This is a genomic window from Oceaniglobus indicus (genome assembly GCF_002751875.1).
Classification (GTDB): Bacteria; Pseudomonadota; Alphaproteobacteria; order Rhodobacterales; family Rhodobacteraceae; genus Oceaniglobus; species Oceaniglobus indicus.
Genome location: NZ_NMZM01000002.1, coordinates 15,457 through 33,175, shown reverse-complemented (window position 1 = coordinate 33,175; position 17,719 = coordinate 15,457). Strand labels below are relative to the sequence as shown.

Sequence of the window (17,719 nt, the reverse complement as noted above, 5' to 3'; positions counted from 1 at the left end):
GCCCCATGACGCGCGATGAGATCGAACATCTTCCCTATCGCGACTGTGTCGGCGTCATGCTCGTGAACGCCGAGGGGCAGGTTTTCGTCGGCGAACGCATCGATACCCCGGGAGCCTGGCAGATGCCCCAGGGCGGGATCGATCCCGGCGAAGATGCCCGCACCGCCGCGTTGCGCGAACTGCGCGAGGAAACCGGTCTTGATCCCCGATCGGTAAGCGTCGAAGCCGAAACCGATGGCTGGGTCTATTACGATCTGCCCCCCGACCTGGTGCCGAAGCTGTGGCATGGCCGCTATCGCGGCCAGCGGCAGCGTTGGTTCCGACTGCGGTTCACCGGCACCGACGGACAGATCGACATATCGGGCCCGCCGCCCGAATTCGCCCGCTGGCAGTGGTTGCCGCAGGCGGCAGTGCTGGACCATATCGTTCCGTTCAAGCGCGGCGTTTATAAAGCGGTGTTGTCTCAGCTTGGGCACCGGCCATGATCCGACGGCTCGTCGTGACCGGCCTGATGGTGCTGGCCATGGCCGGGCAGGCGGCGGCGCTCAGCTGTCGCGCGCCGGATGCCCAGCGCAGCTTTGATGCCGCGGCGAAATCCGATGGCAACTTCATCGTCGTCCACGGGCGGTTCGCCTTTGATGCGGGCGAATTGCCCCGGGGCGACAACCAGAGCCAACAGCCCCCGGTGGCCATTCCCGCCCGGTTCGAAGGCGCGGGGCTGACCGTTGAAGGGTTCACCACGCCGCTTGCGATGGGGGTCACGCTGAACGTGTCCTGTGCCGGCCCGTGGTGCGGCGGAATCGGCGCCGATATCGACTACCTCGCCTTTCTCGAACGGCGAATCGGCGGGTATGTCCTTGAGATCGGACCGTGTCCCCAATGGGCGTTCCAGACCCCATCGACGCAGATCCTCGACCAGATGCGCACCGCCATCCGGGGCGGCGACACACAGATCCGGTGAGGCCGCCGCGCGTTACGTCCCAGTCGAGCCGAAGCCTCCGGCGCCGCGCGCGGTTTCATGGGTGAAGTCGTCCACAACCTCGAACGTTGGCCGCACGATCGGGACGAACACCAGCTGGCCGATCCGATCGCCGGCCTCGATCCTGATCGGCGGTGTTCCGTCCGGGTTGCGGTTCCAGACACTGATCAGGATTTCGCCAGAATAATCCGGATCGATCAGGCCAACCGTGTTTCCCAGCACCAGACCCTTCTTGTGTCCCAGTCCCGATCTCGGCAGCACCAAGCCGGCAAGCGACAGATCCCCGAAGGAAACGGCCAGGCCCGATCTCACAAGGATCGCCGGCGCCTGGGCGTGGACCCATTCGGCATCGTCCACGCAGGCATGAAGATCGATCGCGGCGGATCCTTCGGTTTGATAGCGGGGAAGGCCCCAGTCGAACAGTCGCGCGTCCAAAACCTTGATCTGCATCCGCATCCTCCGATGTTGCCGCGCCACCATAAACGCCCGGCGTGCCATGTTCCACGCGACCGGAAAAGGGCGCAGGCCGCCGGATCAGCGATTTCGCAACGACCGGGGTGAATGGGGGAAGTGGGTGAGAGGCTGGACAACGACCCAAGCGAGGCTCGTTACGGCTGCTTCCTTCCGGACCTGACCGGGTTGGCGAGGTGCCTGCCCGCGCCAACCTCTCACGCTTCAGATACGCAAACCGACGGCAGAGTTCAAGGGGGCGCCGGGCGCGCGGTGCAGATCGCGCGTCAGTCGATCAGCCCGGCCCAGATCGCCCCGGCGATCAGGTCGTCGGCGACATGGTGGGGCACGTCGCCGGTGGGCGCCAGCAGGTCGGGCACCTGGATCACCGTCATGCCGGCCGCACGGGCGGCGGCGGCGCCCACGTCGCTATCTTCGAACGCCAGCGCGCGTTCGGGCGGACAGCCCAGCTTGCGGGCGGTTTCCAGATAGACGTCGGGGGCCGGTTTGCCGCGTGCCACGTCCTCATAGCTGGTCAGCGTGGTGATCCGCCCGACCAGCGCCGAGCGGTCCAGCTTGCTGTGGGCCGAGGCGCGGCGACTGTTGGTGGCAACCCCGAAGGGCAGGCGCAGCACCTGAAGCCGGTCCAGCAGTTGCAGCGCACCGGGCTTCACCGGCACGTCGTCGTGTTCTTCCATCGCGGCGTCCCAGGCGTGGTGCAGCGTCGCGGAATCCAGCGGCACGCCGATATGCCGGCTGAGGCGCACCAATCCCTCGTCGTGATCGAAGCCGATCAGCGACGTCAGGAAATCCGGGCCGACGGCGTGACCCATCTGCGCCAGCGCAAGGACGCCGGCGTCGATTGCAACCCGCTCGGTATCCAGCAGCAGGCCGTCCAGATCGAAGATCACTGCCGAAAATTGCATCGCTCGCCCCTTCTCAGCTGGGATTGCATACCCTGACATAGCCGTCAGGCGCCAAGGGGGCCAGCCCGCAGCCGCCCTAGAGGTGGAGGTGCAGCCGCAGGAAGCCGTCGGCAGTCTGCCCAAGGGGTTCGGGCGACAGGTGCGCGATCGCCTCGAGGTGCCTGATCGCACCCGGGCCGGTGTCGAACTGCACCGAGGTTTCGGGCATGGGAACGAATGACCACGTGGGCCGCCGCTGGGGCGTGATCACGCCATTCCGCGCCACATAAGCGTGCAGGGCATCGCGGCTTCGGGTGTGGGATCTGTAGATGACGCGGGCGCGCCCGGTGGCCGGGAAGGTGCCGCCCCCCGCCGCGCGATAGCTGTTGGTCGCCAGGACGAACATCTGGTCCGGCGCGACCGGGCGGCCATCGTGACACAGCGCGACGATCCGGTGCGCGTCAGGATCCGCCATGTTGCCGTCGAGATCGAAGCGCGACGGCTGTGACAGGTCGATCGCATAGGTCACACCGTCGATCACGTCGAAATTGTAGCTTGGAAAATCGGCGTTCAGCAGGGTCTGACCGCAGCCCCCCGGACGGATGCGGTGGAATTGCCCGGCGCTCCGCTCAAGCCATTCCAGCAGTTCGGCACCGCTGATCCGGATGGCGCGCACCAGGTTGGGGTTGAGATAGAGATCGGCGATGTTGCGCAACACCAGATCGCCGGCCGGCAGGTCGATGTATTGGTCGGGTCGTCCGCGACCGCCGACCTTGAACGGCGCCGCCGCCGACAACAGCGGCAGGTCGGCATCCGGCGTGCCGGCGATGGCGCGGGCGACGTGGTCGGATTGTGCCGCATTCACCAGTTGCAGGCTGGCGCAATCGGCGATCTGGGTGAAATAGCTGTTCAGCGGGGCGGTGGTGCGGCCCACCGGGCGCCGGATATAGGCCAATGTTTCGCGGTGCACGTCCTGAGTCGCGGTCAGGATCGCCGGGTCGCTGTCGATCAGGGGATATTGCACGCCATCGGCGGCCCGCGCGGCGATCGGATGGGCCGCGACGTCGAACGCCGCGATCCGCCAGGCACCGTCGCACCGATGCAGGGCAAGATCGATCATCCCCAGGTGACTGCCCCAGAAGCCGGGCATCACGGTGGGCACGCCGTTCAGCGTTCCGCGCCGCACGTCGATCCCCGCCTGGCCGTGATGGGCCGGGCCGGGAAACGTCTGATGCGTGTGACCGGCCAGGATCGCGTCGATGCCGGGCACCGTGGACAGGGCGCGCGTCGCATTTTCGTGGGTGGCGGATTCGAATTCGCCCTCGATCCCCGAATGGGACAAGGCCACGACGATATCCGCCCCCGCGGCTCGCAGGCGCGGGATGTGGGCGCGCGCACTTTCCACGATATCACGGGTGGTGATCCGGCCGCTCAGGTGCCGACGGTCCCAGATCACGATCTGGGGCGGCAGGAAACCGATCACGCCGATCCGGATCCGGTGGCGGCGCCCGTCGCCGTCGCGCATTTCGCGCTCGAGCAGCGCAAAGGGCGGCACCAGGGTCCGGTCCTTGTCCGGTGTCGCGCCCGCGTGCGTGATGGTGTTGGCGGATACCACCGGAAAGTCGGCGCCGTCGATCGCGGCTTTCAGATGGTCCAGCCCGAAGTTGAAATCGTGATTGCCCAGGGTTGCGGCATCCACCCCCAGCGCGTTCATCGCGACGATTGCGGGGTGCGGTCGGTCGGGCCCAACGCCGCGTTCATAGGCCACGTAATCACCCATCGGGCTGCCCTGAAGGCAATCTCCGATGTCCATCAGAAGCGCGTTCTGCGCCGTCTGGCGCAACTGGCGCACGTGCCCCGCCACCCGCGCCAATCCAATGCTGTCGTCGGGGCGGTCACCGTAATAATCATAGGGATGCAGATGCACATGCATGTCGGTCGTCGCCAGAAGGCGCAGATGCACCTGGTCGCCGGCCAGACGGCGCCCGAAACTGCGGGCATCGAAGGGAACGGCGTGATCGGTCATGGGCAAGGAATCCGTGCGAGCTGGCGGTCCGGCATGCGACGCGCGAGAAGCGTGAAAGGGGCAGAAATGCCCGAACGTCAGCGGTTCCCGGGCAGCCGAAGCCAATGTTCGAGGTATCCAGTGGACGGCCGCGCGTCAATTCACCCTCCGGTTGAGCGGTGTCTTTTTGCGAGGTGTTGCATTTACCTTACGCGACCTGCGTGGCAACGCTGGGGCGACGACAGCCAGCAACAGGGGGCACAACATGAAGCGGGCGGAAACGGTGACCTTCGGGGGCAGCGCCTTGGACCGGGCCGGTGATCTGCGGGCCGATGCGGCGACGCAGGAGGCGCTGTGGCATCAGCCGGGCGCGCGCGTCCTGCCGATCTGGCGTGGCAAGCCGCTCTGCCGGACGGGTGCGACGGGCGACGACCTGGTGTGGCTGCCGCCGGATCATCCGATCATGGCCGGTGCCGGCGTGCGCGTGCTTCTGGGGTTCGAAGGCGCGCAGACCGGCGATGGCGCCCGCGGCGCGGCCCGCTTTGCGATCGACCTGTCCGCGTGGGAGCCCGAGGCGATGCCCGATCACCTGGATGCCTTTCTCGACACGTCGCGCCAGAACCATCCCGATCTGCCCGCAACCCAGGCGTTTGCCGAATTGCGCGGCATCATGTGCGCGCTGACCCCGCGCGCGGCCGAACTGGCCGCCACCGCCAAGGCGGTTCTTGGCTGGCACGTCAGCCATCGGTTCTGTGCGCGCTGCGGTGTCGAAACGGTTCCGGCCATGGGCGGCTGGCAACGCAACTGTCCGGCCTGTCGGGCGCATCATTTTCCGCGCACCGATCCGGTGGTGATCATGCTGATCACGCGCGGCAATTCGGTTCTTCTGGGGCGGTCGCCCGGCTGGCCCGAACGGATGTTTTCCCTGCTGGCGGGTTTCATCGAACCCGGCGAAACGATGGAGGCGGCGGTGCGCCGCGAGGTCTTCGAGGAGGCCGGCATCCACGTCGGCGAGGTCGGTTACCTGGCCAGCCAGCCCTGGGCCTTTCCGGCGTCCCTGATGCTGGGATGTCGGGGCGTCGCGCTGGATGACGCGATCACCGTCGATCCGACCGAGATCGAAGAGGCGCTCTGGGTCAGCCGCGAGGACATGGTTCAGGTCTTTGCCGATGAAGACCCGCGCATCCGTCCGCCGCGCAAGGGGGCCATCGCCGGCTTTCTGCTGGAGCACTGGGTCGCCGATCGTCTGGACTAGCGCGGCGCAAAGCAGTATCGCGCGTCATGATCGGAACCACGGGAAAGATGCAGAAATCATGCAACTTGGCACGCAACACGATATCGCCGCGCCCATCGACGCCGTTTTCGCCGCCTGCACCGATTTTTCGGCGCTCGAGCGGCAGGCGCTGCGCCGTGGCATCGAGGTCGAGCGGACGCAAGGTGGCAACGATCCGGCCAAGGCGGCGTGGCGGCTAAAGTTCGCGGTCAAGGGCAAGCCGCGCACGCTGGATGCGCGTGTCGAACGGTTCGACAAGCCCAACGGCCTGACCGTCGCGGGACAGACCGAAGGGATGGACGTCGCGCTTGCCGTCGAACTCATCGCGCTGTCGCGGGTGCAGACGCGGATGGTCCTGTCGGTGGTCCTGAAACCGCGAAGCATGACGGCGCGGATGATGGTGCAGACGATGAAGCTGGCCAAGTGCAACCTCAACGGCCGGCTGTCCAGGCGTGTCGGCGATTTCGCCCGCGACATCGCCCGCCGCCACCAGGCCTGACGGTCGACGCCTGTCGGGGCGGTGTCAGTATTCGACGCCGATCTGCGCCTTGATCCCGGCGCGGAACGGATGCTTGAGAAGCTCCATCTCGGTCGCCAGGTCCGCCAGTTCGATCAGCTCGTCCTTGGCGTTGCGACCGGTCAGTACGACATGGGTCATCTCGGGCTTCCGGTCGCGCAGGAACGCCACCACTTCGTTCACGTCCAGATAATCATAGCGCAGGGCGATGTTGATCTCGTCCAGCAGAACCATGTGGTTGGCGGGATCCAGGATCAGCTCCTTGGCCTTTTCCCACGCCGCGGCGGCCATTTCCATGTCGCGTGACTTGTCCTGGGTTTCCCATGTGAACCCTTCGCCCATGGTGTGAAACGCGCAGGTGTCGGTGAAATGGCGCAGGATCAGGTCGCGTTCGCCGGTGGACATGCCGCCCTTGATGAACTGCACGACGGCGCATTGCATGTCGTGGGCGATGCACCGGAAGATCATCCCGAAGGCGGCCGAGGATTTGCCCTTGCCCTTGCCGGTGTGGACGATCACCAGACCTTTCTTGTCGGTCTTGGTCGCCATGATCTTGTCACGCGCGGCCTTCTTCTTGGCCATCTTGGCGGCGTGGCGTTCCAGATCTGCCTTCGAGGCGTCGGGGGACGGGGCGTCCGGCGTTTCGGTCATGGCGGTCTCCTTCTTGTCGGGGGCAGGGTGTCGCCCCCGGATGCGGGACGCAAGCGAATTTACTTCACGTTGACGGTTACCGGATAATACTTGAATTCGTCCTTTTCGGGATTGATCGAGGCCGCGTTGATGGCCCCGACGACCAGCGCCCCCAGAACGCCCGCGCCCACCGCGTTGTTGCTGCGTTGCGCGGCGGTAAAGTTGTAGGGGCTGACCGTGGTCGATCCGCTGCGCCCGTCGGGATGCATGCAGCGCACGAAGACGGCGGGCGAATTCGGCCCGTAATTGGGCACGATCACGTTGGCGGGGGTCTGAAACCGTGCGGTATAGATCCCGGAATCGAGGGTGCAGGCGAGGCCCGAGATTTCGGTGTTGCCGCCCTTTTCCCCCTTGCCGCGCGTGCGGATCGTCAGCGTTTCCTGGCCGCGGAAGCGCGGCACCGGATTGCCCTGCGCGCGGGGCCGGGCATAGACATCCAGACCGACGGCGTCGGCCTGCACCTTTGGCGTGATGTTGACCGGGGGCGTGGTGACTTCGGCCCCGACACAGGCGGCAAGGAACGCGGGAACACAGAGGGCGAGAGCTGAACGTGACATGGGTTGCTCCGAAGGTGTCAATCGTTTCGGATTAAGCGATGCCGCCCCGGCGAAACAGCGTTCACGACATCTGAAAATCATTTTGCGTCAGGATGTTGAAGGGATGCTCGCCGTTAATCCTTGGTTAACCAAACGTGCGCCAGACTGCCGGCATGAGATATCCTGATTTTCCCCGATCGATCCTTGCGGGCCTTGCTGCCCTGGCTGTCAACGCCGGATGCGACAGCCCCAGTCCGGCGTTTTCCGGCGTGCCCGCCACATCCGTCACGGTGGACGGTTCGACGTTCTCGGTGCGCGTGCGGGGTGACCGGGCCGAGGCGTTGCGCACCAGTCGCGAATTTCGCCCGGCCGAAAGCGTCGTCATGGCGCGCGCAGCCAAGGCCATCGAACAGGCGTCGGGATGCGCCATCACCAAGGCCGGGCTGAGCGGCGATCAGGCGATCCAGCGCGCCAGGCTGGACTGTGGCTAGGCTGGGCGTCACGCCCCCTTGAGCCGGTCAATCAGCGCGCGGGCCGAGTTTGATTTTGGCGTCCAAAGACCCCGTTCGATGGCCTCGTCCAGACGCTGCGCGATTTCGCGCAGGGCGGGGGCGTTGGCGTCCTCGATGAATTGCCGGGTGTCCTCGTCCTCGAGAAATGCGGCATGGACCAAGTCGAAATGGTGCGATTTCACCGCCCCGGTGGTGGCGGCGAAGGCGAACATGTAATCCACTGTCGCCGCGATTTCGAAGGCGCCCTTATAGCCGTGGCGTTTCACCCCCGCGATCCATTTCGGATTGACGACACGGGATCGCACGACGCGCCCGATCTCGTCGTCGAGGGTGCGGATCAGGGGGCGTTCGGGGCGGGAATGATCGTTGTGATAGATCGGCCGGTCGTGGCCTTGCAGGGTGGCAACGGCGGCGGCGGCCCCGCCTTCGAACTGGTAGTAATCGTCTGAATCCAGAAGATCGTGTTCGCGGTTGTCCTGGTTCTGAACGATGGCTTCGGCCTGACTCAGGCGTGTTTCAAGACCTCGCCGGTCCGGTTTGCCCTCGGCTCCGCCGCCATAGGCATAGCTGCCCCATGTCAGATAGGCGTCGGCCAGCGCGGCCTTGTCCGCCCAGAGCCGTTCGTCGATCATTGCTTGCAGACCCGCGCCATAGGCCCCCGGCTTGGAGCCGAAAACGCGGGTGGTGGTGTTTTCGCGCCGCGCGCGGGCGGCGGCGGGGTTGATGTCTTCGGGTTCGTCCAGCGCCATGACGGCGCGGGCGGCCGAATCGACAAGGTCGATCAACTGCGGGAAAGCGTCGCGGAAGAAGCCCGAGATGCGCAGCGTGACATCGACGCGGGGGCGGCCGAGGGCCGAGGCGGGCATGACTTCAAAGCCGGTAACACGGCGATTGGCCGCATCCCATGTCGGCTTGACCCCCATGAGCGCGAGGCATTGCGCGATGTCGTCACCGCCGGTGCGCATGTTGGCGGTGCCCCAGGCGGTCAGCAGCATCGCGCGCGGCCAGTCGCCCTGATCCTGACGATGGCGTTCGATCAGCAGGTTGGCGGATTTCCAGCCCAGCGTCCAGGCGGTGGGGGTGGGCACCGCGCGGCTGTCGACGGAGAAGAAGTTGCGCCCCGTCGGCAGCGTGTCGAGCCGCCCGCGTGTCGGCGCACCCGACGGGCCGGGGGCCAGGAACCGGCCGTCCAGCGCGCGCAGCAGGCCCGCCCCCTCGGCGGGGCCACAGGCGGTGACGGCGGGCGCGATGCGGGTGGTGATCTCGTGCAGCACCTGCTGTGTGGCGGGACCGACGCGTGACGCTCGTGGCTGCGCCACGTCGCCCCACCCGCCGTCCCGCACGAGCGTTCGCGCCAGTGTTTCGAGCCGTTCGACCGTGTCGCCATGGGTGCGCCAGATCTGGCCGTCGGCGAGGATTGTCGGTTTCGGGCCGCTCCATGGTGCGGCCATGTCGCAATCGAGCGGGTCGAAACCCAGACCGAGGTCCGCCGCCATCGCGCGCAGAAGCGAGGCATCCCCGCCCTTGCCGGCCCCGCGCGGGATCCGGGCCAGCGCGATCGTCAGGTTGCAATGCAGATCGCCCGTGGGGGATTGGCCGAAGATATGCAGACCGTCGCGGATCTGGGCTTCTTTCAACTCGCAGAGGTAGGCGTCGAGCTTGGCCAGATCCGTGTCGGCATCGCCGGTGAAGCCCGCATCGGCATCAAGGCCGCTGGTCTGGGTCAGGGACAGGATCTGCTCGCGCAGCAGCTTTATGCGGCGGGGATCGATGCCGGCCGCCTCATAATATTCGTCGACCAGGGATTCGAGATCACGCAGGGGGCCGTAGGTTTCCGCCCGTGTCAGGGGCGGCGTCAGGTGATCGACGATCACGGCCTGTGCGCGGCGCTTGGCCTGGGTGCCTTCGCCGGGGTCGTTTACGATGAAGGGATAGATGTGCGGCATCGGTCCGAAGACCGCTTCGGGAAAGCAGGCTTCGGACAGGGCCAGGGATTTGCCCGGCAGCCATTCGAGGTTGCCATGCTTGCCCATGTGCACCAGCGCATGGGCGCCCCAGTGTTCGCGCAACCAGATGTAGAAGGCGAGATAGTTGTGCGGCGGCACCAGGTCGGGTGCGTGGTAGGTATCGGTGGGGTCGATGTTGTAGCCGCGGGCCGGTTGCAGGGCGACGACGGCATGGCCGAAGCGGTGGATCGACAGCTTGAAGCCTGCGTGCGCGGCGGATGCGGGCCCCTCCGGGGGGAGTATTTCGGGCAAGAAAAAGGGATCGGATTCGGGCGCGCCCCAGCGCGTTTCCATGGCATCGCGGATGGCCAGGGGAAGCGTTTTGTAGTGTTCGAGGTAGGCGGCGAGGGGCAGGGTTTCTCCGCCGGTCCGCTCGGCCCGGTGGGTGAGCCAGTTGGTGGGACCGGCCATCAGGCGCTCCATCAGGGCGGCGCTGTCGTCGGGGGCGTTGTCGATCCGGTAGCCGGCGTCGTGCAAAAGGGTGAGGGCATGTGTCGTGGCGGCGGGGGTGTCGAGGCCGACACCGTTGGCGAGGCGGCCGTCCTTGTTGGGGTAATTCGCGAGGATCAGCGCGACCTTGCGGTGGTCCGGCGCGGTCCGGCGCAGGCGGCACCAGTTGGCGGTAAGGCGCGCGACGAAGGTCACGCGGTCGCCGCGGGCGCGGTAGGTCGCGATGGGGCACTGCGTTGCCTCGTCGAAGAAGGCGGTGTCCTTGAACGATATGGCGCGCGACAGGATGCGGCCGTCGACTTCGGGGAGGGCCACGTTCATGGCGATGTCGCGGGCCGAGAGTCCGGCGGCGCTGTCGGCCCATGCTTCTTCGGACGTGGCGGCGAGCACGATCTGGAACACGGGGGCCGCGTTGGCCGATGGCGCAGCGAGGGGGTTCGTGTCGTCGGGATCGTCCGCATGGGCCGAGCCGGTGGCAAAGGCGGTGGCGTTCAGGATCGCGTCGGGGTTCGTTTCGCGGAACAGGTGATCTAGCGTTGCCGCGGACACCGGATCCTTGAGCGATGCGACGAACACGGGAAGTGGATTCAACCCCTCGCGCAGCAGGGCCTTGACCAGCCGGTTGACGGGGTGAAGACCCGCCCCCTGCACCAGGGCGCGATAGAAAACGATGGGCACCGTGGGCGCGTCGGCGTGCCATTCGCGGCGCACGGCGTCCAGCGTCGTCTGGCCGGTGCCGGGCCAGTAGACGCCGGCGCGCAGCAGCGATGTGGCGGCGGGAATCGTGGCGCGGTCGTCGGGGGCGTCCAGCATGGCGCGGGCGTAGGACAGGAAGCCGGCGGCGTTCTGTGCCCCGCCCTCGACCAGATAGGACCACAGAGCGTCATAGTCTTCATCGCTGACGGTGGACAAGGCGCGCAGGTCGCCGTCGGGGCGGTCGTCGCCGGGGAGGGCGGCGAAGGGGATGCCGGCGGCGTGCAGGCGGGCGGCGTATTGTTCGAACCCATAGCGCCAGTATCCCGCGCCGCCGAGGATCCGCGCCACCACCAGGCGGGATTGCGTCGCGCAGGTGTCGAGGTGCAGATCGACCGCCATCGGATGCGCGAGGTGCGACAGGTTCGCCAGACGCAGGGTCGGCGGTGCGTCCATCGTCGCGCGCGCTTCGGACAGGGCGGCCAGTTCGGTGTCGGCGGCCGATATGACCACCAGGTCGGCGGGCGTTTGGCCCAGATCGACGGGCTCGTCGCCGGTTTCGATCTGACCGGGTGTGGCGGCGAGAAGATGCATGGCGTTATTCCAGTGGTGTTTCCGTGGTCGCGAAGCCTGTGTCCCATGGTCGCGGCGCGAACGACAGGGGCTGGCCACGTTGCCGCAGCGGTGCGCGGGTTTCATGCCGGGCCGGACGTGGCCCCGGACACACCGGGGCACCACGTCCGGCCGTCGGCATCAGGCCGACAGCGCGGCGGTGATGGCCGCGCGGTCCAGTCCGGCGTTGCCGATCACGACCAGCCGGGTCTCGCGCGCCTCGTGCGCGGCAATGGGACGGTCGAAATAGGTGTCGATCCGGGGGCCGACCGCCTGCAACGTCAGGCGCATCGGTTTGCCCTGGACGGCAGCGAAACCCTTGAGACGCAGGATGTCGTGGGCGCCGATGACCTTTACGACCTTGGCCGAGAACGCGGCTGGATCGGTCAGTTCGGGCAGGGTGACGACGAAGCTGTCGAATTCGTCATGGCCGTGTTCGTGGTGGTGGTCGTCTTCGTCGTCATGGTGGTGGTGGTGCACCTCGTGGCGGGCGTCCAGGTTCGTTTCGGCGGCGGCGTTCTGGCCCAGCAGCACCGACAGCGGCAGCGCGCCCATGGACGCCGCGACAACCTGCACGCCATCGCGGCTTTCGGCGCGCAGGCGGGTTGTCAGCGTGGTGGTTTCATCGGCCGTCATCAGGTCGGTCTTGTTGACCACGATCATGTCGGCGCAGGCGATCTGATCCTCGAACAGGTCCGACAGGGGCGTTTCGTGATCAAGGTTTTCGTCCTGGGCGCGCTGGGCGTCCACGGCGGCGACGTTGTGGGCAAAGCGGCCCTCGGTCACGGCCTTGCCGTCCACCACGGTCACCACGCCGTCCACCGTCACGCGGGTCGAAATGCCCGGCCAGGCGAAGGCCCGCACCAGGGGTTGCGGCAGCGCGAGGCCCGAGGTTTCGATGACGATGTGTTCGGGCGGATTGGGCCGGTCGAGCAGCTTTTCCAGGGTCGGGATGAAATCCTCGGCCACGGTGCAGCAGATGCAGCCGTTGGACAGTTCGACCACGTCTTCGTCGGCGCAGGCCTCGTCGCCGCAACCTTTCAGGATTTCGCCGTCGACGCCGAGATCGCCGAATTCGTTGATGATCAGGGCGATCCGCTTGCCGTCGGCCTGGGACAGGATGTTGCGGATCAGCGTCGTCTTGCCGGAGCCGAGAAAGCCGGTGATGACGGTGGCGGGGATCTTTGCGGGCATGGTGTGGTCCTCTGGTTGATCGGGGCGCGCCGTTGGGCTAGGCGCGGGGAATGGGAGACGAGATCGTCATATGCGAAACCTGCCGGTCGGGCGTGGATGCGGGCGCGGCATTGGCCGATGCGCTTGCGGCGTCCTGTCCGTCGGGGTTCACCCTGCGGCGGGTCGAATGCATGTCGATGTGCGCCAATCCGGTCAGCGTGGCATTTCGCGGTGACGGACGGGCGACCTATCTGTTTTCGGGTCTGAACGCCGGCGATCTGGCCGATATCGCCGCCTTCGGCGCCTTGTATCGGGCGGCGCCGAAGGGGTGGATCGAAGATGCCAGACCGGCGGGCCGGTTGCGTCACTGCCTTGTCGGCCGGGTGCCGGTCTGATCGATCAGGCGAACGCCGGTCGTGTCGCTTCGGCCGTCCGGGTCAGGAACCAGGCGCCGAGAAAGCCCAGAACGCTCCAGCCGACAAGGGCGCAACCCAGACTCTGGGTGACGAATTGGGCCGACAGTTCGGGGGGTGCGACGCCGAAATACGTGTCCAGATGCGGCGCGCCGATCAACTGCGGCGCGGCGATCAAAACGATCCCGAGCAGCGGAAGGAACCCGCGCGCGAACACGATCAGCCCCAAGCCGGCCGCGGTGGCGATGATCGTCGACACCCACCAGATCTGGCGCGGTTGCAGCTCAGCCGCCGGGGTGCCGGGCAATTCGGGCGGCAGGCCCATCGCGGGAGCCAGTTGCACGGCGATGAAGCCGCAGATGCCCCAGAGCAGCCCGGTGCGCGCCGTCAGCGCAAAGCCGCGCAGCGCCGCCAGGCCCATCAGCGCGACCAGGACAAAGCCATAGCCGGTATAGCTGACCAGGTTGAAGGCGACGGTCATGCCGTGACGGGCCCATTCGCCGCCAAGGCCGGGTGCCTCGGAAATGCTCTGGGTCGAGCTGTCGGTGGCGAAGTGGATCCGCGCACCGGTTTCATACAATTCACCTTCCAGCAGAAGCGGGATGACGAACACGAACTGGAGCGCGGCGGCAATCAGCCCCGCACCCAGGCCAGCGAACACGGCGCTGGTCAGCAGATTTCTGAACATGACAGGTCGCGGTTCAGTGGCAGGGAAATGCCATGGCGTGACGCTGATCGTGGGCCGCATCGTGCAGCACCGTCGCCTGGGCCATGCCCGACACGGTGAGAAGCGCCAGACCGGCCAGCAGCGCGAACGCGATGGCGGCGGGGTTGGCCAGGGACTGGACCGGAAGATCGTGGGTCGCGGTATTCATAATCGTTCTCCTTTGCCCCGTCACACCCGACGGGAGGGTTTCACACACGCATGGCTGGTCTCCTGGCTGGCGGGTCAACGCGTGGTGTCGCCTTCCCGGATCGCTCCAGTGGCCTGTGACACACGCTCGCCGCGGACAGTCGCGGGGGCGGCTGCGGTGGCGGGCCCCTGTGTGGGTCGCCCGTTCCGCATTCCCATTTGGCCCCCTCGTGCGTGGCACGGGTGACGGGGGCACCATGCCCGTCCATGTGGCGCGGAACGGTCGGTCGGGTCAAGGGTGGTCTGCCGGCGGGGCGGGCCCCTACACCGTGATTGGCGCCTGCGGTCCGGGATCGAGACGCCAGATATGATCCGCCACACCCTGGGGGAAAATCCGTGTCACCAGCGGATCGTGGCCGGGCACGATCAGGTCGGGACGGCTGGTCAGACGTTCCAGGGTGGCAAAGCCGTTCAGCATATCCTGGACATCGACGACAATCGGAAACGGTTTGCGGCGCATGAAGTTCTCGTAATAATGCGTGGCGTCCGACGCCAGCACCATCCATCCCTGCGCGGTGCGCACCCGCACGCATTGCAGGCCGCGCGAATGGCCGCCGATGCAATGCACCGTGACGCCATCGGCGATTTCACCGTCCCCGTCGTGGAAGATCACCTGCCCGGAATACAGCCGCTTGACCGCCTCGCAGACATGGTCCGCCGTGAATGGCATCCGCAGCGTGTCGTGGCACATGCAGGGTCCGGTGGCATAGGCCATTTCCGCCGCCTGCATGTGCAGACGTGCGTTCGGAAACAGATGCAGGCCCCCGGCATGGTCATAATGCAGGTGGGTCACGATGACCTGCGTGATGTCTTCGGGGCTCAGGCCCAGCGGCGCCAGCGCGGCCGCCGGCTCCATCGCGATGGGGCGGCCGCGCGTCGTGGCCTCGGCGCCGTCGTATCCGGTATCGACAAGGATCACATCGTCGTCGCGCTTCAGAACCCACATGAAATAATCCATCGGGTGGGGCGCGTCGTGGTTGTCATCGAAGACAAAGCTGTCGCCCCGTCGCCGCGCCGCACGCTCGGCGTATTTGACGGCGTGGATCTGCCAGACGCTCACGTCACCACCTGGCGGAATGTCCGCACCTGCTTGGTGTCGATCATGGTAAAGCCCGCTTCGTCGAAGGTCTTGAAATGCGCCGTCTCGAGGTGGGCGTGGAACGCCGCGAGATCGGTGTAGAGTTCGTAGAGGAACACGTCGCCGGGATGGTCAGGGTCTGTCAGCACGTCGAAACGGTGACAGCCCTGTTCGTTCCTCAGCGATGCGGCTGCGTTTTCGCGGACAAGCGGAATGAAATCGGCAATGCGATCCGGCTTGATATGAAAGTCGACCAGAACTGCGAACATTCGAAAATCCTTGTTTTGCGTTAGCGCATACATTAATGCATGCACAACAGGTCACATCAAGTCACACCGGAGTATAGAATGGAACGCGCATTTAAGATCGCAGTTTTCGATGGCGACGGGATCGGCCCCGAAATCATGGCCCCTGCCGTCGAGATCCTTACATTCCTTGCGCAATCCGGCAACTATGAGCTTGCCTTCGAACACGTCCCGGCCGGGGCGGCGCATTATGACCGAACGGGCGAGTCGCTGCCCGCGGCATCCATGGACGCCGCCCGCGCGGCGGATGCGATCCTGCTGTCGGCCATGGGGCTGCCGTCGGTCCGCTATCCCGACGGAACCGAAATTTCGCCGCAGATCGACCTGCGCAAGGCGCTGACCCTGTTCGCAGGCGTGCGGCCCGTGCGGATCTTCCCGGGCCAGCAGACGCCGCTGAACATGCCCGAGGGGCGCGAGGTGGATTTCGTCCTGATCCGCGAAAGCACCGAAGGGTTGTTCCACACCCAGGGTCGCGGCGAGGTGTCCGAGAAGGAAGCGCGCGAAACGTTGCTGATCACGCGCGAGATCTCGGAAAAGCTGTTTCGCTTCGCGTTCAACCTGGCACAGACCCGCAAGGATCAGGGGCGCGGCAAGGGCCGCGTGACCTGCGTGGACAAGGCCAACGTGTTCCGCGCCTTCGCCTTCTTCCGTGCGATTTTCGACGCCGAAGCCAAAAGGCACCCCGACCTGATTGCCGATCATGCCTATGTCGATGCCACCGCATTGTGGTTCGTGCTGAAGCCCTGGGATTTCGACGTGCTGGTGACCGAAAACATGTTCGGCGACATCCTGTCCGATCTGGGGGCGGGCCTGATGGGCGGGCTTGGCGTGGCGCCGTCCGCCGACATCGGCGAGCATCACGCCGTGTTCCAGCCGTGCCACGGATCGGCCCCCGACATCGCGGGGCAAGGCATCGCCAATCCGCTGGCGATGATCCTGTCGGGCGCGATGATGCTGGACTGGCTGGGAGTCAAGCACGATCACCCCGGCATGGTTGCCGATGGCACCCGCCTGCGTGAAGCGGTCGAGGCGGTGATCGCCGAGGGCACCACGCTGACCGGCGACCTCGGCGGCACCGCAACCACCGGACAGGCGGCGGCAGCCGTCATGGCGCGCCTCTGATGCCGACGGTCGCCTGCCTTGGTGCGGGATATTTCAGCCGCTTTCATTACGATGCATGGGCGCGAATCCCCGAGGTGCGGTTGATCGGCGCCGCGGATCGCGATCTTGCGGCCGCCGTGGCCACCGGCCTGCCGGCGTTCGACGGGCTGGATGCGATGCTGACGGCCGGACTACCCGATATCCTGGACATCATCCTGCCGCCCGCGGCCCATGCCGGGGCGATCCGCTCCGCCATCGCGGCGGGCGTCAGGACCGTGATCTGTCAGAAACCCTTCTGCCAGGATCTGGCCGAGGCCGAAGCCATCGCCCAAGAGGCCGCGCAAGCGGGCACGATCCTGATCGTGCATGAGAATTTCCGCTTCATGCCGTGGTATCGGGCGATCGCGCGGGCCCTGGAGCAGGGGCGGATCGGCACGCCGTTCCAGGCCACGTTCCGCCTGCGTCCGGGCGACGGGCAGGGGCCGCGCGCCTATCTGGACCGGCAGCCGTATTTCCAGACGATGCCGCGCCTGCTGATCCATGAAACCGGCGTCCACTGGATCGATACCTTCCGCTATCTCTTCGGCGCCCCCACCGCGGTCTATGCCGATCTGCGGCGGGTCAATCCGGCGATTGCGGGCGAAGATGCGGGATATGTGATCTTCGACCATCCGAACGGTCTGCGCGCCCTGTTCGACGGCAACCGGCATCTGGACCACGCCGCCGACAACCAGCGTCGCACCATGGGCGAGGCGCTGATCGAGGGCACCGCCGGCACCCTGACCCTGACCGGCGACGGTGCCGTGCATCTGCGCCGGTTCGGCGACACGCAGGCGGAACAGCTGTTGCCCCCCGACACCCACGACGGGTTCGGCGGCGATTGCGTCCATGCCCTGCAACGCCATGTGGTTCAGTGCGTGCTGTCGGGGGCGACGCCCGAGAATACCGCGACGGATTATCTGGATGTGATCCGGATCAAGGATGCGGTCTATGCGTCGGCCGACAGCGGGTGCAAGATCACGCTCTAGGCCGGGGCGGACGCGGGTTTTCGGCATCGCGGGGCGCTGTGCGTGCGGGCCCGCCTTGCCCCCGTGGCGCCCATCCGATA

General features: G+C 66.5%; 19 protein-coding genes, 1 other RNA gene and 1 riboswitch. Of the genes, 8 read left to right on the top strand and 12 right to left on the bottom strand.

The genetic code is table 11. The annotated features are described in order from the left end of the window. Positions 1 to 5: 5 nt before the first annotated feature. A complete protein-coding gene (locus tag CFP68_RS02715; RefSeq protein ID WP_099824298.1) occupies positions 6 to 485 on the top strand; it encodes an RNA pyrophosphohydrolase in 480 nt (159 codons plus the stop codon). Further along, a complete protein-coding gene (locus CFP68_RS02710) occupies positions 482 to 961 on the top strand; it encodes a hypothetical protein (RefSeq protein WP_099824296.1) in 480 nt (159 codons plus the stop codon). Before CFP68_RS02715 ends, CFP68_RS02710 begins: the two co-directional genes overlap by 4 nt. Positions 962 to 973: 12 nt before the next feature. On the opposite strand, the gene dut is transcribed toward CFP68_RS02710, so the two are convergent. From dut to CFP68_RS02690, 4 genes are all read right to left on the bottom strand, one after another. Continuing rightward, the gene (gene dut / locus CFP68_RS02705; RefSeq protein WP_479494863.1) at positions 974 to 1,429 is read right to left on the bottom strand and encodes a dUTP diphosphatase; all 456 of its coding nucleotides are present in this window, start codon (positions 1,427 to 1,429) and stop codon (positions 974 to 976) included. A gap of 123 nt (positions 1,430 to 1,552) precedes the next feature. After that, positions 1,553 to 1,649, bottom strand: an RNA gene (gene ffs, locus CFP68_RS02700) — signal recognition particle sRNA small type. A 67-nt stretch (positions 1,650 to 1,716) separates the two neighbouring features. Beyond that, the gene (locus CFP68_RS02695; protein WP_158234119.1) at positions 1,717 to 2,355 is read right to left on the bottom strand and encodes an HAD family hydrolase; all 639 of its coding nucleotides are present in this window, start codon (positions 2,353 to 2,355) and stop codon (positions 1,717 to 1,719) included. A gap of 76 nt (positions 2,356 to 2,431) precedes the next feature. Then, complete coding sequence (locus CFP68_RS02690; RefSeq protein WP_099824288.1) at positions 2,432 to 4,360, bottom strand: bifunctional 2',3'-cyclic-nucleotide 2'-phosphodiesterase/3'-nucleotidase; 1,929 nt, start codon at positions 4,358 to 4,360, stop codon at positions 2,432 to 2,434. A gap of 244 nt (positions 4,361 to 4,604) precedes the next feature. On the opposite strand from CFP68_RS02690, the gene nudC reads away from it, so the two are divergent. Together nudC and CFP68_RS02680 are read left to right on the top strand one after the other, a co-directional pair. Beyond that, the gene (gene nudC, locus CFP68_RS02685; protein WP_099824285.1) at positions 4,605 to 5,594 is read left to right on the top strand and encodes an NAD(+) diphosphatase; all 990 of its coding nucleotides are present in this window, start codon (positions 4,605 to 4,607) and stop codon (positions 5,592 to 5,594) included. Between the two features lie 58 nt (positions 5,595 to 5,652). Then, the gene (locus tag CFP68_RS02680; protein ID WP_099824283.1) at positions 5,653 to 6,111 is read left to right on the top strand and encodes an SRPBCC family protein; all 459 of its coding nucleotides are present in this window, start codon (positions 5,653 to 5,655) and stop codon (positions 6,109 to 6,111) included. A 24-nt stretch (positions 6,112 to 6,135) separates the two neighbouring features. On the opposite strand, the gene cobO is transcribed toward CFP68_RS02680, so the two are convergent. Together cobO and CFP68_RS02670 are read right to left on the bottom strand one after the other, a co-directional pair. Continuing rightward, positions 6,136 to 6,780 (bottom strand): cob(I)yrinic acid a,c-diamide adenosyltransferase, encoded by a 645-nt coding sequence (gene cobO, locus CFP68_RS02675; protein WP_099824280.1) that lies wholly within the window; start codon positions 6,778 to 6,780, stop codon positions 6,136 to 6,138. Between the two features lie 59 nt (positions 6,781 to 6,839). Next, positions 6,840 to 7,376 carry a hypothetical protein gene (locus CFP68_RS02670; RefSeq protein ID WP_099824278.1) on the bottom strand — a complete coding sequence of 179 codons (537 nt, stop codon included), beginning with the start codon at positions 7,374 to 7,376 and terminating at the stop codon, positions 6,840 to 6,842. Positions 7,377 to 7,528: 152 nt separating this feature from the next. Between CFP68_RS02670 and CFP68_RS02665 the strand changes: the two genes are divergently transcribed. After that, positions 7,529 to 7,846 (top strand): hypothetical protein, encoded by a 318-nt coding sequence (locus CFP68_RS02665; RefSeq protein ID WP_241523929.1) that lies wholly within the window; start codon positions 7,529 to 7,531, stop codon positions 7,844 to 7,846. 8 nt (positions 7,847 to 7,854) lie between these two features. On the opposite strand, the gene cobN is transcribed toward CFP68_RS02665, so the two are convergent. Beyond that, the gene (cobN, locus tag CFP68_RS02660; protein WP_099824276.1) at positions 7,855 to 11,610 is read right to left on the bottom strand and encodes a cobaltochelatase subunit CobN; all 3,756 of its coding nucleotides are present in this window, start codon (positions 11,608 to 11,610) and stop codon (positions 7,855 to 7,857) included. 159 nt (positions 11,611 to 11,769) lie between these two features. Further along, entirely contained in the window at positions 11,770 to 12,822 is a 1,053-nt protein-coding gene (cobW, locus tag CFP68_RS02655; protein ID WP_099824274.1) for a cobalamin biosynthesis protein CobW, read from the bottom strand. 50 nt (positions 12,823 to 12,872) lie between these two features. Here cobW and CFP68_RS02650 point away from each other — a divergent pair, with 50 nt between their 5' ends. Then, the gene (locus CFP68_RS02650) at positions 12,873 to 13,196 is read left to right on the top strand and encodes a DUF1636 family protein (protein WP_099824272.1); all 324 of its coding nucleotides are present in this window, start codon (positions 12,873 to 12,875) and stop codon (positions 13,194 to 13,196) included. Positions 13,197 to 13,200: 4 nt separating this feature from the next. Here CFP68_RS02650 and CFP68_RS02645 read toward each other — a convergent pair whose 3' ends face one another. The 4 genes from CFP68_RS02645 to CFP68_RS02630 form a co-directional block, all read right to left on the bottom strand. After that, positions 13,201 to 13,902: a CbtA family protein gene (locus CFP68_RS02645; protein ID WP_099824269.1), complete on the bottom strand. Its 702-nt coding sequence runs from the start codon at positions 13,900 to 13,902 to the stop codon at positions 13,201 to 13,203. A gap of 13 nt (positions 13,903 to 13,915) precedes the next feature. Continuing rightward, positions 13,916 to 14,089, bottom strand: coding sequence for a CbtB domain-containing protein (locus tag CFP68_RS02640; RefSeq protein ID WP_099824267.1), 174 nt, complete (start codon positions 14,087 to 14,089; stop codon positions 13,916 to 13,918). 35 nt (positions 14,090 to 14,124) lie between these two features. Continuing rightward, positions 14,125 to 14,342: riboswitch (cobalamin riboswitch) on the bottom strand. A gap of 47 nt (positions 14,343 to 14,389) precedes the next feature. Next, complete coding sequence (locus tag CFP68_RS02635) at positions 14,390 to 15,187, bottom strand: N-acyl homoserine lactonase family protein (RefSeq protein WP_099824258.1); 798 nt, start codon at positions 15,185 to 15,187, stop codon at positions 14,390 to 14,392. Further along, positions 15,184 to 15,474 carry a putative quinol monooxygenase gene (locus tag CFP68_RS02630; RefSeq protein WP_099824256.1) on the bottom strand — a complete coding sequence of 97 codons (291 nt, stop codon included), beginning with the start codon at positions 15,472 to 15,474 and terminating at the stop codon, positions 15,184 to 15,186. Before CFP68_RS02630 ends, CFP68_RS02635 begins: the two co-directional genes overlap by 4 nt. Before the next feature lie 78 nt (positions 15,475 to 15,552). On the opposite strand from CFP68_RS02630, the gene CFP68_RS02625 reads away from it, so the two are divergent. Both CFP68_RS02625 and CFP68_RS02620 read left to right on the top strand, forming a co-directional pair. Continuing rightward, a complete protein-coding gene (locus tag CFP68_RS02625) occupies positions 15,553 to 16,632 on the top strand; it encodes an isocitrate/isopropylmalate dehydrogenase family protein (RefSeq protein ID WP_099824254.1) in 1,080 nt (359 codons plus the stop codon). Continuing rightward, positions 16,632 to 17,639: a Gfo/Idh/MocA family protein gene (locus tag CFP68_RS02620; protein WP_099824252.1), complete on the top strand. Its 1,008-nt coding sequence runs from the start codon at positions 16,632 to 16,634 to the stop codon at positions 17,637 to 17,639. The genes CFP68_RS02625 and CFP68_RS02620 overlap by 1 nt, the downstream gene beginning before the upstream one ends. Positions 17,640 to 17,719 lie beyond the last annotated feature (80 nt).